Below are 21,815 nucleotides of genomic sequence, written 5' to 3'. Positions count from 1 at the left end.
GCTCACCCGCACGCGCGCGCGATCGCCCGCAGATCGTCGATGACGCCCCCGGCGACCCGCTGCGCGGTCGCCGGCGCATGCACGTTCGCGCTGTAGCGCCACCGGAACGTCAGGGCGCCTCCGCGGACGAGGACGTGGCACTCGAACAGGTTGAACCGCAGGTTCGTCGCCGCCTCGTCGTACCCCGTGGACTCGCTCGCCATGCGGAGGATCGAGCCCTGGGCAGGCGGCTCGACGCGCCCCTGGTAGTTGAACAGGATCCCCGGTCGCTTCCGGAGCCGCCCGAGCTCCGCGCTGAGCGGGGCGTCGCCGCCCAGGTACTTGAGGAGGTTGTAGCCGTGGCCCCCGTTCGGGATGCGATCGATCTGCCGGCTCGTATCGAGCAGCGCCGCGAGCGGCTCTTCCTGGCTCGAGCGCCGGAGCACGAGCACCCGCTCGGCGCTCAGCCACCCCACCGTGCGCGACGCGTCGAGCTCCGGGTGATGGGGCATCAGATCACGCCCCGAGTTGAGGACCATGATGTCCTGCCAGTCGCGGCCCGTCCACGCGGTCACGCCGCGGAGAACCGCCGCGATGAGGGCGTGCTCCGTGCTCACCCCGAAGCGCGCCGGCAAGTCCCGCAAGAGGACCTGAGACTCCTGCTCCGAGAGCGACGCCCAGTGATCGCGGACCGACTCCACCGTATAGAGATGACGCGTCGCCGGATGGTCCGCCGGCAGGAGATCGATCTCGTCCCAGGGCAGCGAGAGCCAGTAGGCGCGCTCGTTCGGCAGGATCTCGTCGCTCACCCACCGCTCGAGCGCGCGTGTCCAGCGGCCGGCGGAGGCGCCCGTGGGCGGCAGGCGGGGCGTGGCCGTCGTCGCGAGCTGATCGTAGATGGATTGCAGATCGAGCGCGGCGATCATCATCGACATCCAGTCGACCACGAGGTGGTGCGCGTTGAGCCACAACCGGCCTCGCCCCTGCTCGTCCCACCTGAAAAACACGATCCGGAACAGCCGCCCGCGCTCGAGCTCGACTTCGTCCTGCATGCGATCGCAATGCCGCTCGAGCTCGGCCCGGCGCCGATCCTCCGGGATCCCCGACAGATCCACGCAGGCGAACGGCGCCTCGGTCCACGGCGCGTCGATCACCTGGCGAAAGCCGCTCGGGGCGCGCTCGAAGCGCGCGCGGAGCGCCTCATGGCGGTTGACGAGGACGAGCGAAGCGCGCGCGAGCCTGTCGAGATCGAGCGGCGCCACGGCCTCCAGCAGCAGGTTCACGTTCCAGCGCGCCGGGCGGGTGCGCCCGCGGGCCTCCTCCAGATACCAGCGCTGGAGGACGGTGAGCGGCCGCTCCGCATTCTCTGGTTCCACGTCCACCGCCGCGCGGTCCGGGGAGGCGCAAGCGGCCGAAAGGCGCGCGATCGTCTGGTGCTGGAACAGCTGCCTCGGCGTCACGTCGAGCCCCGCCTCCCGCGCCCGCTCGACCAGCGCAATGCCGAGGAGCGAATCCCCTCCGAGCGCGAAGAAATTGTCGTCCACGCCCACCCGATCGAGCTTGAGGACGCCGGCCCAGAGCGCGGCCATGCGGCGCTCTGCCTCCGACGACGGCGCCCGGTAAGCCGCGCTGGCCCCTTGTTGCTGCTGGTGAGCGAGCTCGAGGAGCGCCTTCCGATCGACCTTGCCATTGGCAGTCAGCGGCATGCGCTCCAGAGCGACCCACGCGCTGGGCACCATGTACTGCGGCAGCCTCGCGGCGACGACCTCCTCCAGGACGCGAGGCTCGAGCGCGGCGCCCCGCTCCGCCACATAGCAGGCGACGAGACGCCTGGCCCCGCTCGGGGTCGACTCCACGCACACCACCGCTTGCTCGACCTCGGGATGCTGCGCCAGCGCGGCCTCGATCTCCCCGAGCTCGATGCGGTTTCCCTGGATCTTCACCTGGAAGTCTTCACGCCCGATGAACTCGATGTTCCCGTCCGGAAGGAATCGCCCGAGATCGCCGGTCCAGTAGAGCCGCTCGCCCGTCTCCGGGTGCTCGAGGAAGCGCTCCGCGGTCTGCGCGGGATCCCGGTAGTAGCCGCGGGCGAGGCAGATCCCGCCGACGTACATGCGGCCGACGACCCAGTCGGGACATGGCTGCATGCGCTCGTCGAGCACGTGGACTCGCTGGTTTGGGAGGGGCCTTCCGTAAGGGATGCTCCTCCAGGTCGAGTCCACCTCTCCGACGGGATAGAAGATCGACCAGATCGACGTCTCCGTCGGCCCCCCCGCGCCGATGACCCGCGCCCCGGGGCAAGCGCGGCGGATCCGATCGGGCAGGGGCACGGGGATCCAGTCGCCGCTCAGGATGACCCAGCGCAGCGAGGGGCACGCCGGAGGAGCGCCGCCGAGGTGCTCGACGAACATCTGCATCAGCGCGGGCACCGAGTTCCAGACCGTGACCCGGTGGGTCTCGATGAGGTGCCGCCAGTGCGCCGGATCCCGCGCCGCCTCGGGCGAGGGGATGACCAGGGCGCCTCCCGCGCCGAGCAGGCCGAACACGTCGTACACCGAGAGATCGAAGTGAACGGCGGAGAGCGCGAGGGCGCGATCCGATGGGGAGACCTCGAAGCGCTCGTTGATCTCGAGGATCGTGTTCAGCGGACCGCGGTGGTCGAGCGCCACGCCCTTGGGCTTCCCCGTCGAGCCCGACGTGAACAGCACATAGGCGAGATCGTCCGGCCCCTGGACCGCCGCGACCGGGCTGTCGTCCTCCGACGCGGACGCGCTGTCGTCGTCGACCACGATCAGGCGCAGGGCCCCGGGCCAGGCCAGCGAGGAGGCCAGACGCTCCTGCGTCAGGACGATCTCCACCTGCCCCTGATCCAGGACCGCGCGGATGCGCTCGATGGGCCACTCCGGATCGACGGGCAGGTACGCCGCCCCCGATTTGAGGGCCGCCAGGATCGCCACGATCTGCGCCCACCCCTTCGCCGCGGCCACCGCGACGAGCGCGTTCGGCCGGGCTCCGAGCGCGCGAAGGCGCCGGGCGAGCGCGCTGCTCTTCCGATCGAGCTCCCCGTAGGTGAGCGTCCTCTCGGGGCTGATGACCGCCGGCGCAGCGGGGTTCAGCGCCGCTTGCCGCATGAACCCGCTGTGCAGGAGGTCGTTCGAGACCTCTCGGGTGGTGCTGTTGACGCCGGCGCGGACAGCGCGCTGCCGCTCCGGGAGCTCGATGGTCGCCGCCCTGGTCCAGGGCGCGCCGTCCCGGGAGAGGCGGCTCAGGAGCGCCTCGTACGCGTCCAGGAGATCCACCGCGAGGCCTTCAGGGAAAAGATCATCGGCGGAGCCGAAGCGCAGCGCGAAGCCCCCGTCGTCCTGCTGGATCTCGTGCTCGATGCAGGGAGCCAGCGTGCCTTGTCCTCCTCCCTCGGTTCGGAAGGGCGCACAGACGCGCAGCCGGACGGCCGTCGCGCCGGGGTGACGCTCGGCTTCGTCCGGCGCTCGTGCCCCGGGCGCGGCGCGCGCGATGGCCTCGTCGAAGGCCCGGGCGAGGTCGACGAACGGCGCCTCGCCGCCGCGGCTCACCTCGATCTGCCCGCTCCCTGCGCCGATGGAGACGGACACCATTCCGTTCGGCGGCTCGCCCGGCGCGCCGACCACGACGGCCAGCGGCGACGTGCTCCACGCGGCGACCGCCTGCGCGAAGGCGGCGGCAATGGCCGCGCCCGGGGCCACGCCGAGGAGCGCCGCGCGCGCCTCGAGCCCGCGGATGAGCCCAGCGTCGACGCGCCGGGCGCGGCGGACGAGCCGAGGAGGCTCCCCTGCCACGTCGCTCCGCACGAACGGGAGCGCGGGCGCCGAGAGCGCCCGGCGCGCATCCGCTGCCGTCGCGGGTCCGAGCGCCTCGCCGAGGAGGAGCGCCGAGACCCTCTTGTCGGGCTCACGCGCCGCCTCGGTGAGGAGGCGCTGGAGGAGCTCGGCGTGGCGCGCGATCGTCGCCTCGCGGAACAGCGCCGTGTCGTACTCGATATGACCGCTCAGGGTCGCTTCATCGCGCTGCATCGACAGGGTGATGTCGTACTGAGATGTGCCGGGATCCAGGTCGATCGGCGTCACCCGCGCCCGGCCCAGCGAGACCGGCGCTGGCACCTTGGGCTGGAAGGCGAACATCACCTGGAAGAGCGGAGTCCTGCCGAGATCTCGCTCCGGTCGAACGGCGTTGACGAGCCGCTCGAAGGGGATGTCCGCGTGCGCGAACACGCGCACCGCGGTGCCGCGCACCCGCGCGAGGAGCGCGCTGAAGGCCGGGTCGTCCCCGAGATCGCCGCGGAAAACAAGGGTGTTTACGAAGCACCCGATGACGCCCTCGAGCTCGCGGTGATCGCGCCCAGCGATCGGCGTCCCGACGAGGAGGTCCGTCTGCCCGCTGAGCCGGTGGAGCAGCGCGAGGAACCCGGCCATCAGGACCATGAACGGCGTCACGCCGCGCTCGCGGCCGAGGTCCTCGACGGCCTCGGTCAGCGCCCGCGAAAAGCGGAAGTGGTGCCGCGCCCCCCGATACCGCTTCTCCGCGGGGCGAGGGTGATCCGTCGGGAGATCGAGCGTCTGGCTGGCCCCCGCGAGCTCGGCCTTCCAGAAGGCGATCTCCTCGCCGCGCGCCGCCTCGTCCCAGCGCTGCCGCTCGTGGACCGCGTGGTCGCCGTGCTGGACCGGGAGCGGCTCCCAGCGCGGGCGCTCGCCCGCCGAGATCGCTTCATAAGCGGCGGCGAGCTCGCGCACGAAGATCTCGTGCGACCAGCCGTCCGTCACGATGTGGTGCATCGCGAACGCGAACAGGTACCGCTCGTCGTCGAGCCGCGCGAGCTCGGCCCGCACCAGGGGCCTCGGGCGAGGTCGAACGGGCGTCCGGCCATCCGCCGCAGCCGCGCGAGCGCCGCCGCCTCGCGCGCGTCCCGGGCGAGCGCGCGATGATCGATCTCCTCGAAGTCGAGCTGCGCCGATGGCTGGACGATCTGGACAGGAGCCCCGTCCACGACGCGGAACACGGTGCGGAGGGCCTCGTGCCGCTCGATGACGGCGTGGATCGCGCGCTCCAGGGAGCGCACGCACAGGGGCCCCGCGATCTCGGCCGCGCCGCCGACGTTGTAGGCCCCTGTTCCGGGCGCCAGCCGATCCAGGAACCAGAGCCGCGTCTGCGCGTACGACAGCGGGATCACCCCGCCCGGGTCGCGGCGGCGCAGCGCCGGACGCGTCGACGGACGCGCGATCTGCTCGATCCGCCGAGCCAGATCGGCGAGCGCCGGCGTGTCGAACAGCCACCGGAGCGGCACCTCGGCGCCCGCGCGCTCGCGGATGCGGGAGACGGCGCGCATCGCGAGCAGCGAATGGCCCCCGAGCTCGAAGAAATGGTCGGTCCTGCCCGGCGCGCGCCCGAGGAGCTCTTCCCAGACGGCGGCCACGAGCCTCTCCATCTCGGTCGCCGGCTCCTGCCGATCGCGCGCCGGCGCGCGCTCCAGCGCGTCCAGGCCCGGGAGCGCCTTGCGGTCGATCTTGCCGTTCGGCGTCTGCGGCATCCGGGGCAGCTCGACGAAGCGCGCCGGGAGCATGGCTTCGGGCAAGAACGCGCGCGCGTGCGCCCGGAGGGCCTCGGGGCTCACCGGCCCCGCCGCGGGCACGTAATAGGCCACGAGCACCGCCTCGCCCACCGCGTCGCGGTGCGCCGCGCAGACGCACTCCCCGACGCCGGGGTGGCGCGCCACGGTCGCCTCGATCTCGCCGAGCTCGACGCGGAAGCCGCGGATCTTCACCTGATGATCGATCCGGCCGAGGAACTCGATCCGCCCGTCGTGCGTGATCCGCGCCAGGTCTCCGGTGCGGTACATCCGCGCGCCCGGCGCCGGCGAGAACGGGTCTTCCACGAACCGCTCCCGGGTCAGGTCAGGCCGGCCGTGATACCCGCGGGCCAGGCCCGCTCCGCCGATGTACAGCTCCCCGGCCACGCCGATCGGGAGCCGCTCGCGCCGCTCGTCCAGGAGGTAGATGCGCGTGTTGGCGATCGGGGATCCCAGGGTGATCCTGTCCGGATCGTCGACGCGCGCCGCGGCGGACCACACGGTCGTCTCCGTCGGGCCATACAGGTTCCAGAGGCAGCCCGCGCGCGCGCCGATCTCCCGGGCGAGATCCGGCGGCAGCGCCTCCCCGCCTGCCAGCGCGCGGAGGCGCGGGCTGCCCGTCCACCCCGCCGCGAGCAGGAGGCGCCACGTGCTCGGCGTCGCCTGCATGACCGTCGCCCCCGAGCGCTCCAGCGCTCGCAGGAGCGCGGCGCCGTCCCGCGCTTCGGCGGCGGACACGAGGACCGTCCTTCCGCCGACGCTCAGCGGCAGAAACAGCTCCAGGACGGAGATATCGAACGACGCCGTGGTCACCGACAGCAGCACGTCGCCGGCGTCGAGGCCGGGACTTTCCCGCATCGCCTCAAGGAAGTTCACGACGCTGCGGTGCTCGACCTGCACGCCTTTGGGGTGCCCGGTCGAGCCCGACGTGTAGATGACGTAGGCGAGGTTCCGGCTGCAGGGCGGCGTCGCGAGCGGCTCCTCGGCCAGGCCGGAATCCTCGGTGAGATCCTCGAAGAACGCCGTCCGCTGCGGCTCGCCGGCGAGCGGGAGCCGCAGCGCGCGCTGCGTGAGCAGGACGGCGGCCCCGACGTCGCGCAGGATATAGGCGATGCGCTCGCCCGGCAGCGCGGGATCCAGGGGCACGTAGGCGCCGCCCGATCTCAGGATCGCGAGCAGCCCGATGACGAGCTCGATCGATCGCTCCATGCAGATCGCCACCGGGACGTCCGGGCCGACGCCCATCGCGCGCAGCCGGCGCGCAAGGCGGGACGAGGCGCGGTCGAGCTCTCCGTACGTGATCTCGCCCTCACCGAGCGCGAGCGCGACGCGCTCCGGGTGGCGCTGCGCCTGCCGCTCGAAGAGCTCGTGGACGCAGAGCTCCTCGGGGAAAGATCGCTCTGTCCGGTTCCATCGATCGAGGTGCAGCGCGTCGGCCTCGTGCACGACCGGCAGGTGGAGCACGCGCGTGTCGGGGCGCGCCGCCGCCGCGCGCAGGAGCGCCTCATAGCTCCTGAGCATCCGCTCCGCCGTATCGCAGCGGAACAGGTCGGTGTCGTACTCCAGATCGAGCCGGAGGCCCTGCGGGCGATCCCAGGCCTCGACGGTCCAGTCGAACTTCGATGTCGTCACCGGCACCTCGACCGGCTCGACCGTGAGCCCGGTGAAGGCCGGCAGACCGGCCGCCGCGGTCTGGAGGATGAACAGGGTCTGGAACAGCGCCGCGTGGGACGTGCTCCGCTCGGGTTGCAGCGCCTCCACGAGCAGCTCGAACGGCAGATCGTCGTGCGCGAAGGCGTCGAGCACGTCGCGCTTCGTGCGGCGGAGCAGCTCGACGAAGCTGGGGTTGTCCGAGAGGTCGGCGCGGAGCGCGAGGTTGTTGACGAACATCCCGGCGAGCGGCTCGATCTCTCGCCGCGTCCGCCCGGCGACGGGCGACCCGACGACGACGTCGAGCTTCTGCGCGACGCGACAGAGGAGGATCTGGTACGCGGCGAGGAGCGCCATGAAGAGGGTGACGCCCTCCCGCTGGCACAGCGCCTTCACCGCCGCGCCGAGCCGGGGTGACAGCGTGAGCGACGCCTTCGCCCCCCGGTGCGCCTGCGAGGCCGGGCGCGGGCGGTCCAGCGGAAGATCGAGGAGCGCCGGCGCGCCGCGCAGCCGCTCCTTCCAGTACGCGAGCGCCCGCTGAAGGCGCTCCTGGCTCCACTGGCTCCGCTGCCAGACGGCGTGATCGCCGTACCGGACGGGCAGCTCGGCCAGCCGCGGGGCGCGCCCCGCGACGAGCTCATTGTAGAGCGCGCCGAGGTCCCGGAGCAGCACGCCCCAGCTCCAGTGGTCGCTGGCGATGTGGTGAGTCGCCATGAGCAGGACGTGCTCCTCTGCGGCCAGGCGAAAGAGCGCTGTCCGGAGGAGGTCGCCTCGCTCCAGCACGAAGGGCGCCCGGGCGATCTCCGCGCACCGGAGGGCGAGCTCGCGCTCTCGCGCCGCCGGATCGATCGTGGAGAGGTCCGTGACCGCCACGGCGACGCCGGACGGCGGCAGCACCTCCTGGTAGGCCTCCTCGGCGTCCTCGCCGAAGCGCGTCCGCAAGATCTCGTGTCGCTCCACGAGGAGCGAGATGGCCCGCTCGAGCGCGGCGACGTCGAGCGAACCCCGGAGCCGCGCGGCCCCCTGGAGGTTGTAGGCAGGGCTGTCGGGCTCATATCGGTACAGGAACCAGAGCCGCTGCTGCGCGAACGACAGGGGGAACCTCGACCGCGTCCCGGTCCGCTGCGGCCCCGCCGCCGCGCCGTCGCCGGACGGACGTTGTCCCTTCAGCTTCGCGACGAGCGCCTTGAGCTCCTGGGACGACAGGCCTTTGATCCGCTGCTCTAGCTCGCTCACCTCGACGCTCCTCTCCCGGGTTCCGGCGTGTTCACGGCTCAGGACGGCTCGCCGGGCGCGGCCGCGTCTGTCATCGACTCGAGCATCGCGAGGCGCTCGGCGAGAGCGCTCGTGATCTTCTCGGCGAGCCGGGCGACTGTCGCCCCCTCGAACATGTCCTGCTTCGGCAGCTCGACGTCGAACGCGTCGTTGATCCGCGAGAGGATCTGGATCGCCAGGAGCGAGTGGCCGCCGAGGCTGAAGAACTCGTCGTGGATGCCGATCGGCCGCCGGCCGAGCAGCTCCTCCCACTGCGAGCACACAACGCGCTCTATCTCGTCGCGAGGCCGCTCGTCGTCGCCGAGGGGCCGCCGCGGGCTCGCGGAGGGCTCCAGCCGGGCGCGGCGCTGCTGCTCGGCGAGGGCCGGGAAGTCGCGCGGCGAGACCACGATCTGCTCGGGCCCGGCGAGCGCGAGGATCTGCTCGAGCGCCTCCATCCCGTCCTCCGGGTCGATGCCGCGCGACGCTCTCCGCGACGGCGCGGCGAGGGCGGCGCCGCCGTGGACGCGCTGGAGGACGAAGCGGGTGACGTCGGCGATGACCCGCCCCTGCTCGTCGAGCAGGGTCACGTCCGCGGAGAGCACACGGCCAGGCTCGGTCTCCTCCCGGCGCAGGCGAACATGGCTGAACAGCCTCGATGGAGTGGGCGCCAGGCAGACCACGCGGCCGTACCCCGCGGGGAGGTAGATCCCTCGCGGGTCGAGCACGGCGGTCACCGAGGTGGCCACGTCGAGCAGCGCCGGGTGCAGGCCGTACACGGACAGGTCCTCCGCGAACTCCGGGCGAAGACGGAGCTCGGCGAGCGCCTCGTCCTCCCCGACATGGAGCGATTCGATGCAGTCCCAGCGAGGTCCCCACCGGAGCAAGCCGCTCGCGTTGACGGCCTCGAAGAGCTGCCGCGCGGCCGCCGGGCGGCAGCGCCGCCGGATCGACGCGACAGGCGCGCGCTCGCGCGCCTCGTCGAGCGCGGGCGTCCAGGTGCCCGACGCGAGCCGCTCCCTGGCCCCGGCGGGGCCAGGGGCGAAGATCGAGAATTCGGTGCGCGCCCCGCTCCTCTCGCTCTCCAGATAGACGTCCTGCGGCGCTCCGTCCTCCACGCGGCAGGGCGCGTGGAAGCGGACCTCGTGCAGCTCGACGGCGCTCATCCCCGCGAGCGTGGCCGCGGCCCGCGCCATCTCGATCAGGGTCGTGCCCGAGACCAGCCCGGCGCGCTGCATCCGGTGCTCCGCGACAGGCCAGTCGCGCGCCAGGCTCAACCGCTTGTGGAACACCCGCGGCCCGGGCGCCGCGCCGTCCACCCGGTCGATCAGCGGGTGGTGCCCCCGGAGGCTCGACCCTGGCCCAGGCGGCAACGGCCCTGGCCGGGTGAGCCCGGCCCGCGCCGCCATCCCGATCTGCTCCCAGCCGTCCCAGGCGACGGCGAAGCTCGGGTTGCCGGTCGCGCTCTGGTGCGCCCCGGCGAAGGCGTCGAGGTACGCGTTCGCGGCGGCGTAGTCCGCCTGTCCGGTCGCCCCGAGGTGCGAGAACGTCGATGAGAACAGCACGAGGAAGGGCTGCTCTCGCTCCTGCCCGAGCTGGTCGGCGAGGTTCCGCGTCCCGGCGGTCTTCGGCGACAGCACCCGGCAGATCTCCTCGTTCGTCCGCGCCTCGAGCGGGCCGGCGCCCGGGATCCCGGCGCCGTGGAAGATCCCGTCGATGCGCCCGAAGCGGGTCCTCGCCTCGGCGAAGACGCGCGCCACGTCCTGCGGCTCGACGACGTCACCGGCGGCGACGACGAGCTCTGCGCCCTCCGCCTCCATCCGCCCGAGCGCCTCGAGGATCTCGGCGGTCGCGGCCAGCGCCCCGTCGCGCTCCCGGTAGCTCGACCACTCCGATCGCGGCGGGAGCGGCGTCCTCCCCATCAGCACGAGCTTCGCCGACCAGGCGCGCGCGAGGTGCTCGGCAAGGCGCAGCCCGATCCCGCCGAAGGCGCCCGTGATCAGGTAGACGCCCCCGCGCCGCAAGCGCGATGCTTCCGCGGCCGGAGATGGAGGGATCGCCTGGAACGCGGGCACCCAGCGCTGCTGCGCGCGCAGCAGCACGAGGTCGTGCTCCGGCTCGCCCGCGAGCTCCCGGAAGAGGGCCCGCGCCCACGACGTGGCGGTCTCCCCGTCGCGCGGCGGGATCACATCGACGGCGCGACAGCGGACGCCGGCCAGCTCGTTGCCCAGGCTGCGGCAGAGGCCGACGAGCGCGGCGTGGTCCGGCGATGGGATCGTCTCGCCGGCGATCGCGTGGGCTCCCCGGGTCACGATCGCGAGCTCGATCCCCGCCCCTGGCGGCGCGGCGCCGAGGCTCCGCGAGACGGCGCACACGCTGAGCAAGCCCCTCCGCAAGATCGCTCCAGGGCCCTCGCCCGGCCCCCCAAGCGCGCTCCACAGGTGGACGATGCGCCGGGGAAAGAGGCCTTGCCCGTCGAGGGTCGAGAGCAGCGCCCGGAAATCCTCCTCGCTGTCAGGGCGCAGGACGAACGCGAGGTCGCCCGACGCGGCGAACGCCGGCCCTGGGCGCGCGGTGATCACGCGAGCGCCCGAGCCGCGGACGTGCGCCTCCAGCGCGGCCGCGCCCTCGTCTGCGTCGGTGAGGAGCAGCCACGGCGCCCCGTTCTCGATCCGGGATACCGAGGCGGCCTCGTGGAGACGAGACCAGCGGAGCCGGAACAGCCGCGCTCCCCCGGTGTCCTCCGCGCCCTCGGGGGCCATCGTCTCCGCCGTGCCCGTGGACGGCTCCGGCAGCCCGTCCTCGACCGCGTGGCGCCTCCGCTCGAAGGGGTAGGTCGGCAACGGGACGCGGCGCGCCCGCGCGTCCGGGAAGACCGCCTGCCAGCGCAGGTCGGCGCCGCGCGCCCACAGCTCGCCGGCCGCCTCGAGCAGCACGCGCCGGCCCTTCCCGGCGTCGCCCGGCCCGGGCAGCAGCGGAACGGCCGCGCTCTCCGCGCTCCCCCCGAGCTGCGCGCGCACGAGCGAGCACAGCGTCGAACCGGGCCCGACCTCCACGAACAGATGCGGTCCCTCGCCCTCGAGCGCCGCCTTGACGCCGTCGCCGAAGCGGACCGCGCGCCGCAGGTGGTCAGCCCAGTACTGGGCGCTCCGCGCCATCGAGCCCGTCATCCACCCGCCGGTGACGTTGGAGAGGAGGGGGATCCGGGGCTCGCGCAGCGTGATCCCCGCCATGGCCCTGCGGAACTCGTCCAGGATCGGCTCGGTCGCGGCGGAGTGGAACGCGTGGGAGGTCTGGAGCCGGCGGCCCTTGATCCCGCGCGCGCCGAGCTGCGCCTCGTACCTCGCGATGGCCGCCTCGGGGCCGGAGACGACGCACAGCTCGGGCCCGTTCACCGCGGCGAGCGACAGCGCGGGCGTGAGGCTCTCGAGCGCCGCCCCCTCGGACAGCGGCACCGCGAGCATCGCCCCGCGCGGCAGCGACTGCATCAACCTCGCGCGCACCGCGACCGCCCGGAGCCCGTCCTCGAGCGAGAACACCCCGGCGACGCAGGCCGCCACGAGCTCGCCGACGCTGTGCCCGAGGAGCGCCTCGGCGCGCGCTCCCCACGACTCCTCCAGCAGTCGTGCCGCGGCGTACTCGACGGCGAACAACGCCGGCTGAGCAACCTCCGTCTCCCGGAGCTCCTCGGCCGGGCCATTGAACAGGAGCGCTCGCAGGTCACGGCCAAGGAGCGGCCGGAGCCGCTCCGCGCACTCGTCCAGGGTCTTGCGGAAGACGGCGTGCTCCTCGTACAGCGACCGGCCCATTCCAGGGTGCTGGCTCCCCTGGCCGGTGAACAGCATCACCACGCCGGCCGCGCCCGTCCGCGCCCCTCGCCCCGCCCTGGGCGCGCGCAGCCGCGTGACGGCGTCGGGCGACGACGACGCGACGACGAAATCGCGGTGCGAGAACCTCCGCCTCCCCTCGAGCAGCGTGAACGCCGCGTCGCGCAAGGAGATCTCCGGGTGCCCCTCGAGGTGCTCCGCGAGGCGCGATCGCATCGCTGCCAGGGCCGCCTCGCTCCGGGCCGACAGCGCCAGGATCTCGCTCTCTCCGGCGGGGGTCGGCTGGTACGCCGGCCCTTCCTGGAGGACCGCGTGCACGTTGGCTCCCCCGATCCCGAACGAGCTCACGCCCGCTCGCCGAGGGCCGTTGTCCCTCGGCCAGGCGCGGAGCTCCGTGTTCACATAGAAAGGGGAGCTGTCGAAGTCGATCTCCGCGTTGGGCCGCCGGTAGTGGAGCGTGGCCGGGATCTGCGCGTGCCGGAGCGCCAGCACCGTCTTGATGAGCCCGACGATGCCGGCCGCCGTGTTCGAGTGGCCCACGTTCCCTTTCACCGATCCGAGGGCGCACCGGTGGAGCGGGGCTGCGGCGCGCCGGAAGGCCTGCTCCAGGGCGCGGACCTCGATGGGGTCGCCAAGCGACGTGCCGGTCCCGTGCGCCTCGACATAATCGATGGTGTCCGGCCGGACGCCGGCCACCTCGTGCGCCATCACGATCACCGAGGCTTGCCCGTCGACGCTCGGGGCGGTGTACCCGACCTTGGCGGAGCCGTCGTTGTTCGTCGCGGACCCGAGGACGATCGCGTGGATGAAATCGCCCTGCGCGAGCGCGTCCTCGAGCCGCCTCAGCACGACGACCCCGACCGCGTCGCCGAACACGGTCCCCGCGGCGTCGGCGTCGAAAGGACGGCAGTGGCCGTCGGGGGAGCATGGCCCGCCCTTCTCGTAGAAGTACCCGCGCCGCTCCGGGAACATCACCGACGCCGCGCCCGCGATCGCCATGTCGCACTCGACGGCGCGCAGGCTCTGGCATGCTTGATGGACCGCCGCGAGCCCTGTGGAGCAGGCCGTCTGGACGCTGATGCTCGGTCCCTTGAGGTTGAGTTTGTACGCGACGCGCGTCGTCAGATAGTCCTTGTCGCTCGCGATCAGGAGCTGCATCGCCTCGGAGGACTCGAACTTCCGGAGCAGCGCGCGGTGGTGCGAGAGGAGATACGAGTTCATCTTGGCGCCGGCGAAGACGCCTATCCAGCCGGGGAACCGCTCGGCGTCGTGACCCGCGTCCTCGAGGGCCTCGTACGCGCACTCGAGGAACAGCCGCTGCTGCGGATCGATCCACTGCGCCTCCCGCTCGCTGTATCCGAAGAAGTCGGCGTCGAACCACTCCGGCCTGTCGAGGCAAGGTCGCGCCTTGACGTAGCCCGGATCCCGCACCTGGGCGCGAGGGACCCCGGCGGCGAGTAGCTCCTCTTCCGTGAAGCGGGCGATGGACTCCCTGCCATCGCGCAGGTTCCTCCAGAACGCCTCCGGATCGTTCGCCTGCGGGAACCGCCCGCTCAGCCCGACGATCGCGACGGCGTCGCGCAGATCTCCGAGGTCCTGCATCGCTCAATCCTCCGGCTTGCCCTGGCGCGAGGCCTGGGCCTGTTCCGGCGCGAGCCCGCGCCGCTCCAGGCCGCGCTCGCGCTGCCGCCGGGCGCGCGCGGTGATGGCGTCGAACCGGGCGCCCTCCGCCGTGCCCGGCGCGGCCCCGACCGCCGCCGCATCGTCGCCTTTCGCCGAGGGGGGCGCGTTCACCCCGAGCGCCCTCAGGTACGCCGCCTGCTGGGACACCGTCGGATGCTCGAACAGGTGCACGAGGGGAACATCGCGGCTGAAGCGCTCGCGGAGGCTGCGCGCCATGCTGACGAGCAGGAGCGAGTCGCCCCCGAGGTCGAAGAAGTTGTCGTCGTGACCGACGCGCGGGCGCCTCAGCACCTCGGCCCAGATGCCGGCGATGGCGCTCTCCAGCCCGTCGCTCGCCACCGCGGCGGGCCTCGCCCTGGCTCGCTCCGCGGGCGGCGGCGCGTCCTCCGGGGCTGACCGCTGCGCGCCCTCCGGGGCTGATCGCTGCGCGCCCTCCGGGACCGACCGCTGCGCGCCCTCCGCCGGGCCAGGGAGCCTGTCGACGACGACCACCCTGACGGGCTCCTCCGTCCAGCGCTCCGCGACGTACGACGAGAGCGCTCGCGCGAGCCCATCGCGCGGCCGCTCCGGCCTCGCCAGGGCAACTCCCTGCGGCGACGCGGCGCGCGTCGCGGCGTCGACCATGGCCGCCAGCGCCGCCGACTCGCGGGCCAGCGCCTCGAGGGTGGTGTCCGCGTCCGAGATGGCCCCCCCGACGAGGCCGTGGAGGTATTCGTGGCGCGGGCCGACCTGGAAGAGGTGGGCGACCTGCGCGAAGTCGAATCCGCCCGTCTGACAGAGGCCGATCTGGTGATCCGGCGCCGTCGACTCGAGCAGATGGGCGATGACGCCGGCCTCCATGAGGCACAGATCCCGCGCCCGGCTGCCGTACACCGGCTCGATGGCGCCGAGATCCGCCACGAGGTACACGCTGAACGCCGAGCTGTCGAACGCCTGCCCGTTGGGACCTCCGTGGACCGATCGGTCGATGTGCGCGCCGGGCTGGATCGCGACCAGCTGCTCGCGCTCGGGGTGGAAGTAGTACGTGCCTCCGGGGACCCGCTCGATCCGATCCGGCTTCACATACAGGTACACGTGCACCGGATACAGGTTGCCCGCCGAGGCGTAGAGCTGCTTGGCGAGCGGATAGCCCGGCAGCCTCACCGGAGACAGCTGCCTCAGGAAGCGCGCCAGACGTTCGAAGGCGATGGGCTCGCTCCGGAACTGGCGATAGCTGCGCCGCCGCGCGAACGCCGAGAGATCCTCGTCCGTGCGCGCGCGGGCGATCAGGGGGATGGCGGCCCCGGAGAGATCGTCGCGCTGCGCCGGCTTGCTCAGCTTGAACTTCAGCTTCGCGATCGGATCCTGCAGCAAGGGGACCTCCGGGTCTGCCGCGCCCTCCCGCGCCGTCACGTACGCGACCAGCCCGGCGCGCTCGCCCGCGGCGCGCTCCACCCTCGCTGCCGCGACGCTCGGGTGCTCGCGGAGCAGCTCCTCGACCCCGGGCGCGAGCGCCGGATCAGCCGCGGTGGCCCGCGGAGGCGCGATGACCTGCTCTTCCACGCCGGGGTCCCGCGCTGGATCCGGAAGGGCGCTGCGATCGACCTTGCCGTTGCTGGTGAGGGGGAGGCGGCGCGCCTCCACGAAGGCGCTCGGCACCATGTAGTCCGGGAGCTTCGAGGCGACGAACGCCCGCAGCCCGGGCGCCTCGAGCGCCCTGCCCGGGGCCGGAACGACATGGGCGATGAGCCGCTTTCCACCGCTCGCCGTGCTCCCCACCGAGACAGCGGCGCTCGCCACGTCGGGGTGCTGCAGCAGCGCGGCCTCGATCTCCTCGAGCTCGATCCTGTGCCCTTGAATCTTCACCTGGAAGTCTTCGCGTCCCAGGAACTCGATGTTCCCGTCCGGCAGACAGCGTCCCAGGTCGCCGGTCCAGTACAGCCGCTCTCCGGTCTCCGGGTGTGTCACGAAGCGCTCGCGCGTCCTCTCCTCGTCGCGCCAGTAGCCGCGCGCGAGGCCCACGCCGCCGATGTAGAGGCGCCCGGGCACCCCGTCGGGACACGGATCCATCGCCCCGTCGAGCACGTGGAACCGCTGGTTCGCGAGCGGCTTGCCGTAAGGGATGCTCTTCCAGCTCGGATCCACGCGGGTGATCGGATAGGCGATGGACCAGATGGACGCCTCCGTCGCCCCGCCGAGGCTAAGCACCGACGCGCCCGGGAACGCCTCGCGGATGCGATCGGGCAGGGGCACGGGGATCCAGTCTCCGCTGAGGAGCACGGCGCGCAGGGGCGCGGGGACGCCCGGGCGCTCCGCCCGGTGCTCCACGAGCATCTGCATCAGCGCCGGGACGGTGTTCCACAGCGTCACGCCGTGCCGGGACATCAGCTCCTCCCAGTGTCCGGGATCGCGCAGCCGGCCCGGCTCGGGCAGCACCACCGCGCCCCCCGCCGCCCACAGGCCGAAGAGGTCGTAGACCGACAGATCGAAGGCGAGCGACGAGAGCGACAGGACACGATCCGAGGCGTTCACGCCGAGGCGCGCGTTCACGTCCGCGAGGGTGTTCACGGCGCCGCGGTGATCGATCGCCACGCCCTTCGGCTTCCCCGTCGAGCCCGAGGTGAAGATGACGTAGGCCAGATCGTCGGGCCGCTGAACGGCCTCGAGGGGCGACTCGTCCTCTGACAGCCCGCCCGGCGCGTCCAGGGGCACGACGATCGTCCCCGCGGGCCACCGGGCCGGCTCCGCGAACCGCGCCTGGGTAAGGACGATCTGCACCTCGCCCTGCGCCAGGATCCCCCAGAGCCGCTCTCTGGGCCACGCCGGATCCACCGGCAGGTAGGCAGCCCCGGACTTGAGGACGCCGAGCGCCCCGAGCGCCTGCGCAATGCCCTTCTCGCAGGCGATGGCGACGAGGGTGTCGGGGCGCGCGCCGCGGGCCCGCAAGGCGCGGCCGAGGGCGTTGCTCCGCCGGTCGAGCTCCCCGTACGTGATGCTCCCCTCGGCCGCGATCACCGCGGGCGCCCCGCCGCGGGCCGCCGCGCTCCGGAGGAACGCCGCGTGGAGCAGCTCCTCCGGCGCGGCCTGCTGCGTCCGGTTCATCCGGGCGCGCGCCTCCTGCTGCGCGATCGGGAGCGCGACCCTCGCCCGCTGGAGCGCCTCGTCGCCGTGCGCCAGCCGGGTGAGCAGATCCAAATAGGACTCGATCATCGCGCCGACCATCCCCTCGGGAAAGAGCCCCTCGACGACATCCCAGGAGAACGCGAGCTCTCCCTGGTCCTCGGTCACCTGATGATCGAGCCACACCTGCGGTGTCTGGGTGACCATGAAGACCTCCTTGCCGAGCCAGGAGAACAGCGACTGCGGCTCGGCCCCTCCCTGGCCCAGCAGGCTCGTGAACACCACGGGGACGCTCGGCGCGTGCGCCTGGCGGAGCGCCGGGATCGCCCCCGCGCGCCGGTGCTCGATCGCCCTCCAGATCTGGTCCTGCGTGGCGCGCGCCAGCTCGGAGACCGCTTTGCGCCCGCCCACGTCGAAGCCCACCAGCACCACCGTGGTGAAGTCGCCGACGATCGCCGCGACGTCCTCGTGCAGCCGCGGGCGCTCGAACGACGTCAGCGTGAGCGAGAACTCCGGGCGAGCGCTCCACTTCCCGAGCACCTGGGCGAACGCCGCGAGGACGACGGCCGAAGGCGTGAGGCGGCTCGCCTTCGCCCGGCTCTTCAGCGATCCCCACGCGGTCCGGTCGAGGCGCCCCCTGTGCCGCACGAACCGGGGCGGCGTGACGTCTCGAGGCTTCCTGGCGAGCGGCAGGTCGGGCGCCGGGGGGAGGCTCGCCACGCGCTCGCGCCAGAACGCGAGCGAGCGCTCGTGATCCGCTGTCTGCCGATGGCGCTCCGCATCGACGATGCAGTCCCGGAAGGTCACGCCGAGCGGCGGCAGCTCGAGCTCGGGCTGCTCGTAGAAGCGCTCCAGATCGCGCGAGACGATCCCGCAGCTCCAGGCGTCGAGCGCGAGGAGATCCAGGTTGATGTGCACGCGGCGCCGGCCGTCCGGAAGGAGCGACACGCCGGCGTCGAACAGGGGCCATTCCGTGGGCGCGAACACGCGGTGGGACAGCCGATGACGGATATCGTCGAGCGCCCGGCCGGCGTCGGCCGGCGTCATCGCGCGAAGATCCCAGATCTTCGGCTCGAAGCGGGGCACCGTCCGCTGCACCCGCTGGAGCCCGTCTCCGGTGAACACGGCCCTGAGCATCCCGTGCCGTGCGATGACCCGATTCCACGCTCGCTCGAAGCGCTCGAGATCCAGCCCATCGCACTCCCGCTCGAGGTAGCCGTGACAGCCGACGCCCCCGAGGTCGAAGGCGCTCTCGCGCCCGACCAGATACGCCCGCTGCACGTCGGTCTGGGGAAAGGGCGCTCCCGGGTCGTCGTCGCCTGGGCTGACGACTGGAGCCTCCTCCTCGCGATCGCCGGGCGACAGCGGCCCGGCGAGCAGGCGCGACAGCTCGCTCAACGTCATTCCCTCGATCAAGCTCGCCGGCGAGATCTGCCTGCCGCTGAGCCCCGCGATGCGCTCCGCCAGCTGGATCGCCTTGACCGACTCGAGCCCGATCTCGACGAGCGGCACGTCCCAGCGCAGCTGCGCGCTGTCCACCTGAAGGAGGTCTCCCACGAGCGCCCCGAGGCGCGCGGTACAGCTCGATCCGCCGGGCTGCGCGCCTCCCGTCGCGGAGGGCCCGTCCTGGGCCGCGGCCGCGCCGTCGCGCGCGTTCGCGCCGTGGAACACGCCGAGGGGCTCCAGCTCGCCGCGCAGAAAGGCCGCCTTGCACGCCCTCCGCTGCACTTTCCCGCTCGTTGTCTTGGGGAGGCGGCGCGGGGGGAGGAGCACGACCGCGTGCACCGGGAGCCCGAACTGCTGCGCCACGGCGCGCCGAGCGGCGCGCGCCAGCGCCTCGAGATCGAGCCCGTGCTGCCCGCGCTTGATCTCCTGGCAGACGACGATCGCCTCCGGCTCCTCGGCGGGGAGGCTCGACCCATCCTCGAGGCCCACGGAGAACGCTGCTCCAGCGTCGGGCGCAAAGGCCTCGTGGGCGGAGCACACAGCGAGCTCGATGTCCTGCGGATAGTAATTGCGCCCCCGGACGATGATGACGTCCTTGAGCCGCCCTGTGATGAACAGCTCTCCCTCCTGCAAGAAGCCGAGATCGCCGGTCCGCAGGAAGCGCAGGTCGCCCGCGCCGCGCAGCCGCGCGCCGAACGAGGCGCTGGTCGCCTCCGGGTTCTTCCAGTAGCCGCCCACCACCGCGCTGCTCTCGACCCACACCTCGCCCACCTGCAGATCCGGCGCGGGCGCTCCGCTGGCTGGATCGACGATCGCGACGCGCGTGCCGGGCAGGGGCCGGCCGCAGCTCACGATCTCCTGTGCGTCGGGCTCCGCCGCGGCGCAGGCGCGCACCCGCCCCTGTTGCAGCTCCGTGGAGCTCACCCGGACGACGCGCGGCGGGCGCCTCGGCGAGACGCTGACCCCCAGCGTCGCCTCGGCCAGGCCGTAGGAGGGCCGCAGCGCGTCGGGCCGGAATCCGCTCGGCGCGAAGGCCTCGAGGAAGCGCGCGAGGGTCCCCGCGCGGACGGGCTCGGCCCCGTTGATCACCGTCTTCCAGGCGGACAGATCGAGCCGGGCGCGCTGCTCGGCGGTCGAGCTCGCCACGCAGAGATCGAAGGCGAAGTTCGGAGCCGCGCTGTGGTGGCCGCGGTGGCGCGACAGCGCCTCGAGCCAGCGCATGGGCCGGAAGATGAACGACGCCGGAGGCATGCTGACGCATCTGCCGCCCACGAAGAGCGGCAGCATGATCCCGTGGATCAGCCCCAGATCGTGGAAGTGGGGCAGCCAGCTGACGAAGGTGTCGCCGCGCTCGATCCCGAACCCCTCGGCGAGCATGCGGCAGTTCTGCAGGACGTTGCGATGGCTGACCATCACGCCCTTGGGGCTGGAGGTCGAGCCGGAGGTATATTGCAGGTACGCGACGTCGTCTGTCGTGCCGGGGGCTCCGCTCACGCGTCCGGCTTCCGCGCCCGAGGAGCACTCCTCCAGCGTGTGAACCGCGAGCCCGGAGCGCGAGGTCGACGCGCTCCGCTCCCGCGGCGCGGCTCCCGCGGCGAGCGCGCACGCAGGGGCACAGTCGGCCGTGATGGCGTCGAACCGAGACTCCGTCCGATTCGGCCGCGGGAGCGAGGTCGGGACAGCCACCATGTCCGCCAGCAGGCAGCCGAAGAACGCCTCGATGAACTCGAGACCAGGCGCGAACAGGAGGAGGACGCGGCTCTTCGCTGGATAGCGCGCGCGGAGGAATGCGGCGATCGCCTGAGCGCGGGCGTGGAGCGCGGCGAACGAGAGCGCCGCCGTCTCCTCTTCGCCTTCGTGGAGATGGACGTACGCGGGCGCGTCGCCGAGCTCTTCCGCGCGGCGAGCGAGCAGCTCAGGCAGTGACGTCAGGGCGCTCCGAGATCCAGACAGGTCGTCCTGTGCGGCGCCGGGCGCATGCCCAGAAAAAGTCATGCCAAGTGTCACGAACGGTTCCTTTCGATTCAAGCACGCAAGACCCCCTGCGCGCACCCAGGCGCTTCACCCATCGAATCGATGCATGCGGCCCGCAACGCATCGAATGCTCTGCGGGAGATGCAGTGTGCGCCAACGGTCGAGGTGATTCACCGGGCTCGGCCTCGCTTCGCTGCGAGCCCGAGAGGATCGTGGGTTACGGGGAACGCTCGAGCAACGGGCGCAGGTCATGCCACGAAGGAGAGGGCTTGTCTAGCCCACCCATCGACGGAGCATGACGTCTCCCGATGATGCGGAAGAGGCCTGTGGCGCGGTGATGTGCTAGGCGCGCTCACCGCATGATCGCCTCGCAGGGGGCAATCGTTAAATAGTGTTATTTATTGTTGAGAACGATGCCGGCCGACGAGCCCGGTTGCATGAAGAGATCACGCGCTCGATCTGTCGCAAACTGGCGAATGGTCCGCGCGCGGCGCACAGCCGCTCTCGGGCCGAGCGACAACGGCGTCTCGAAGCGCTGCTCCTGGTCGGACGGCGCGCGCGCGTCGTCGACGCCACGCCCGCCGCCCGCGTGCTCGTTGCCCTCGCGCCCGCTCAGCCCTGCTTCGGGGCCTTCATCCGCGCCGGATCCACGCTCACGTCGCGCGCCACCTTGCCGAACGCGATGACGCTCCGGTCGCCGTTCCGCTCCTCGATGACCACGCGCCGCACCGACCACAGCTCCGGCCCCGAGGTCATCTCGAGGCTGCGCACGTGCTTCGCGACCTCCTCGGCCCGCGGCCGCGCCGCCAGCGTGATCCCGTCCGCGCGGCTCGGGATCGACAGATCGTAGCGCGCCCGCAGCTTCCCGAGGTCGCCGCCCAGCAGCACCAGGAGGTCCGACAGCACCGCCCCGAAGCGCCCCGCCGCGCCCCGCCCCGCGCCCGTCGCGCCCTTCGGCGTCGCGAAGCCGAACCCCTCGGGCGTGATCCAGTAGGTGATCGCGTCCGGCGGCTTCAGCTCCCACCGGAGCCGGTCGGGCAGCACCAGCGTCATCTCGCCGTCGCTCTTCACCGCCGTCGCCAGCAGGCCGATGCTCCGCTCCTGCGTGAACGGCGCGACCAGCGTCTTCACCGACGCGCGCGCCCGCGTGATCTCGGCGAGCGCGTCGCCCACCTCGTCCGCGCGCGCGCGGCGCGCGTGGCTGCCGACCGACAGCGCCCCGCCGCACGCCGCGAGCCCCATCAAGAAAGATCGTCGCTGCATCCTCGTCTCGTCCTCTGACATGTTCATGTCAGACGAGCGGG

At 72.6% G+C, this 21,815-nt stretch carries 3 protein-coding genes and 2 pseudogenes; all 5 read right to left on the bottom strand.

The window, feature by feature from the left end:
• Window positions 1-5: 5 nt before the first annotated feature.
• Window positions 6-6,992 (bottom strand): annotated as a pseudogene (locus WMF29_RS37120) (non-ribosomal peptide synthetase); the annotation flags it as partial.
• 29 nt (window positions 6,993-7,021) lie between these two features.
• Window positions 7,022-8,464 (bottom strand): annotated as a pseudogene (locus WMF29_RS37115) (condensation domain-containing protein); the annotation flags it as partial.
• Window positions 8,465-8,502: 38 nt separating this feature from the next.
• Window positions 8,503-13,911, bottom strand: a complete 5,409-nt coding sequence (locus tag WMF29_RS37110) for an SDR family NAD(P)-dependent oxidoreductase (RefSeq protein WP_437324829.1) — start codon at window positions 13,909-13,911, stop codon at window positions 8,503-8,505.
• A 3-nt stretch (window positions 13,912-13,914) separates the two neighbouring features.
• Window positions 13,915-20,532 (bottom strand): amino acid adenylation domain-containing protein, encoded by a 6,618-nt coding sequence (locus WMF29_RS37105; protein WP_437324828.1) that lies wholly within the window; start codon window positions 20,530-20,532, stop codon window positions 13,915-13,917.
• 591 nt (window positions 20,533-21,123) lie between these two features.
• Window positions 21,124-21,774, bottom strand: coding sequence for a LolA family protein (locus tag WMF29_RS37100; protein ID WP_437324827.1), 651 nt, complete (start codon window positions 21,772-21,774; stop codon window positions 21,124-21,126).
• Window positions 21,775-21,815 lie beyond the last annotated feature (41 nt).

The organism is Sorangium sp. So ce381 (assembly GCF_051473845.1).
In the GTDB taxonomy this organism is placed as follows: Bacteria; Myxococcota_A; Polyangia; order Polyangiales; family Polyangiaceae; genus Sorangium; species Sorangium atrum.
The sequence above is the reverse complement of the archived record's forward strand: the minus strand, read 5'-3'. Positions and strand labels throughout refer to the sequence as shown.

Coding starts and splice junctions, on each gene's coding strand:
- WMF29_RS37110 (WP_437324829.1), bottom strand. CDS start 13,911: ATGCAGGACCTCGGAGATCTGCGCGACGCCGTCGCGATCGTCGGGCTG.
- WMF29_RS37100 (WP_437324827.1), bottom strand. CDS start 21,774: ATGCAGCGACGATCTTTCTTGATGGGGCTCGCGGCGTGCGGCGGGGCG.
- WMF29_RS37105 (WP_437324828.1), bottom strand. CDS start 20,532: ATGACTTTTTCTGGGCATGCGCCCGGCGCCGCACAGGACGACCTGTCT.